The sequence below is a fragment of the Mesorhizobium sp. M1006 genome, from assembly GCF_040318825.1.
Classification (GTDB): domain Bacteria; phylum Pseudomonadota; class Alphaproteobacteria; order Rhizobiales; family Rhizobiaceae; genus Mesorhizobium.
Map to the genome: position 1 here is coordinate 1 of NZ_JAMYMZ010000119.1, position 2,322 is coordinate 2,322.

The following is a 2,322-nucleotide window of genomic DNA, read 5'->3' on the forward strand; positions in this document are numbered from 1 at the left end:
ACCGATGGCTCATGCTCGCGCCAGGGAACCCGCTGTCGTATTGTCGCAAACGCGACAAGCACAGCTCGATACGTGATCAGAGCGTTGGGTTCTGCCCGTACGAGCGCAAGTGAGTAATGATCTACTTGGCTGTGTAATGCTGGCGGCGCAATCTTTCGACGTCGGCAGCACGGGACCGCTAGGGCTTGCTTCATCGTCAAGGGCAGCCGCGACGTCGATGATGCCCACAAGCTCAATCTGACCACCAGCTGCAGCGGACTGATCCCCGGTCTCGTCGTCCAGATCGGGGCTTCAAGCTACCGTCTTCGACATCACGCCATTGTCGTCCCCAAGCACGTTCGACCAAAAGCACACATCAATTGCCTCCGCCGCCGAAAAAACGCGGCCGGCCGCCAAGAGCGAAATCCGACGATCAAGATGCCGGCTGATCACCGAGCCCCCTTCGCCTGTCATGTGGGGAAAATAGGATGCCCACATTTGCGGAGACTTCGGTGCCCCTTGACACGCCCGAAAGGTGCCCTCACATTGCTCTGATGTCCGCTGTGCGCGATTGGCTATCGCATTCCCGATTGGCGTCCAGGGTTGCTCCTACTTACTGCAGGCGTCGGTCGAATTGTCGGCCCCAAAGCGTCTGACGGGCATTCCCCTGGCGTGGTCCCGCCTCCGCCCACACCCGATGACAATGCCCAGAGGGTGGCGCTGATCAGATGGAGCGTGCCTCTCTGGCGACAGCCACATGAAGCCTACAAGTTCACGGGCGTTCGTTTGCCTCGCGAATCCACCTTCCGGTAGCGGGCCCTCAGGCGGCTCTGCGCCTTCCAAGCAATCTCCTGCACTTTCGGCGGCGCCTGCTCCAGCCGGCAAGGCTTCGTTTTGCCGACCTTTGGGTGGGTACCCGTAGGTCCAAGCACTCTCGATCAGCATGTGGCGACCGCAGCGGTTGCCGGCCTTGGTGATACCGCCGCGCTGATCGTCTCTCCGGTCGATCGCTCGCCAGGAACCAGGCCAAGATAGCCCACGAGTTGGCGGGCTCTCGAACGGTCCACCTCTTTGACCTCGGTGGCGAACGTCGCAGCGACGATCAGATCGATGCCCCGCAATGTCTGCAGTGCCCGAACGAGTCGTTCGACCCGTTCCCTCGGGACGCTTACCGAGCGCGATCTGCCTGCGCGGGGTGATGCGAACGCTGCTTTACGAAGCCGCGCAGACGCTGCTGACGCGCGTGACGAAATGGTCGTGGCTGAGGCGTGGGCGATGAATGTCGCCAGACGGCGCGCCCGACAGAAGGCCATGTCGCAATGGCCCGTCGGCTGGCGGTGATCATGCATCGCATGTGGCGCGACGGCACAGAGTTCCGCTGGACACGACAAGACATTTCATGCCGAAGGCCGCTCGATCATGCGTCCGCACCATTGCAGCCTGCCGCGTGGCCAGTCAAGGGCAAGTCGCTGGGCGATGGCCCGTGGCCCTTGACGACCCACCTGCGCGCGGGCGGGGCCAGCGCAAAGAAGGTCGGGACAAGGAGATGGTCGCCAGCAGTGAATGAGGTGAGTTCGCCAGGGTTGCAGTACCGGTCGCATCACAACGATCAGGACGCTTCGGAGATTGTTCCATCTCATTCTCCTGAATCCCCATTAAGGAAGGCCAGAGCGCCGATCCCGGAGAGAAGCAAGACGCCTCGAAAGAGGCGCATCGCCGGCGAAGCAGAGGGCTCGAAAAGCGCTTGACTGCAACACGCCGAATAGGGAAGCAACCGTCGGACGCGCAGTGTAAGGCGAGCCACCTCACCGGCAGAGCGGACATACGGTCTTACGACTGCTTTGCACACTCACGTCAAGCAGTTGCTTCCTCTCGCCTTCGGCCTTGACAGAGAACATGAGAGACTAGCCCGCCTTATGCATAACAGTGCGTTGGAGAGGCTGGAGGAAAGCTTAAGCGGTTGATGGGCGTAGGATTCGGTTGCTTAGGCCAACCCTTTCACCAGATCTCGCGAGAACCTCATGTAAGCCACACCCGCCATGACCGACGATACTTTGACGCCGTTCTCATTTCCAGTCGTCGGACGCAAGAAGATTACAGCTGCGTTTGATGGCGGACGCATCACATCCGATGGCGGCGTCATGCTTCTGGCCGCCGCTGAGCGGCGTTTGCGACTGGCCGACCGGCTTGCGGCTGCGATCCACGATCCGCTCGGCCGCAGCGCGTGAGGCACGCCATGGCCGACATCCTGCGCGCCCGCGGGACTGTCAGGAATTCTGTGCGCGAGGCCGGTCTCGTCATTGGCTGACGAACCTCTCGCCGAAGACAACGGCGAACTGGGTC

At 61.6% G+C, this 2,322-nt stretch carries 3 pseudogenes; 2 read left to right on the plus strand and 1 reads right to left on the minus strand.

Annotated elements, in window-relative coordinates:
* Positions 1–703 precede the first annotated feature (703 nt).
* Positions 704–1,145 (minus strand): annotated as a pseudogene (locus NKH60_RS34730) (transposase); the annotation flags it as partial.
* A gap of 35 nt (positions 1,146–1,180) precedes the next feature.
* On the opposite strand from NKH60_RS34730, the pseudogene NKH60_RS34735 reads away from it, so the two are divergent.
* Positions 1,181–1,370: pseudogene (locus NKH60_RS34735) on the plus strand (IS110 family RNA-guided transposase); the annotation flags it as partial.
* 648 nt (positions 1,371–2,018) lie between these two features.
* A pseudogene (locus tag NKH60_RS34740) lies at positions 2,019–2,239 on the plus strand (transposase); the annotation flags it as partial.
* Positions 2,240–2,322 lie beyond the last annotated feature (83 nt).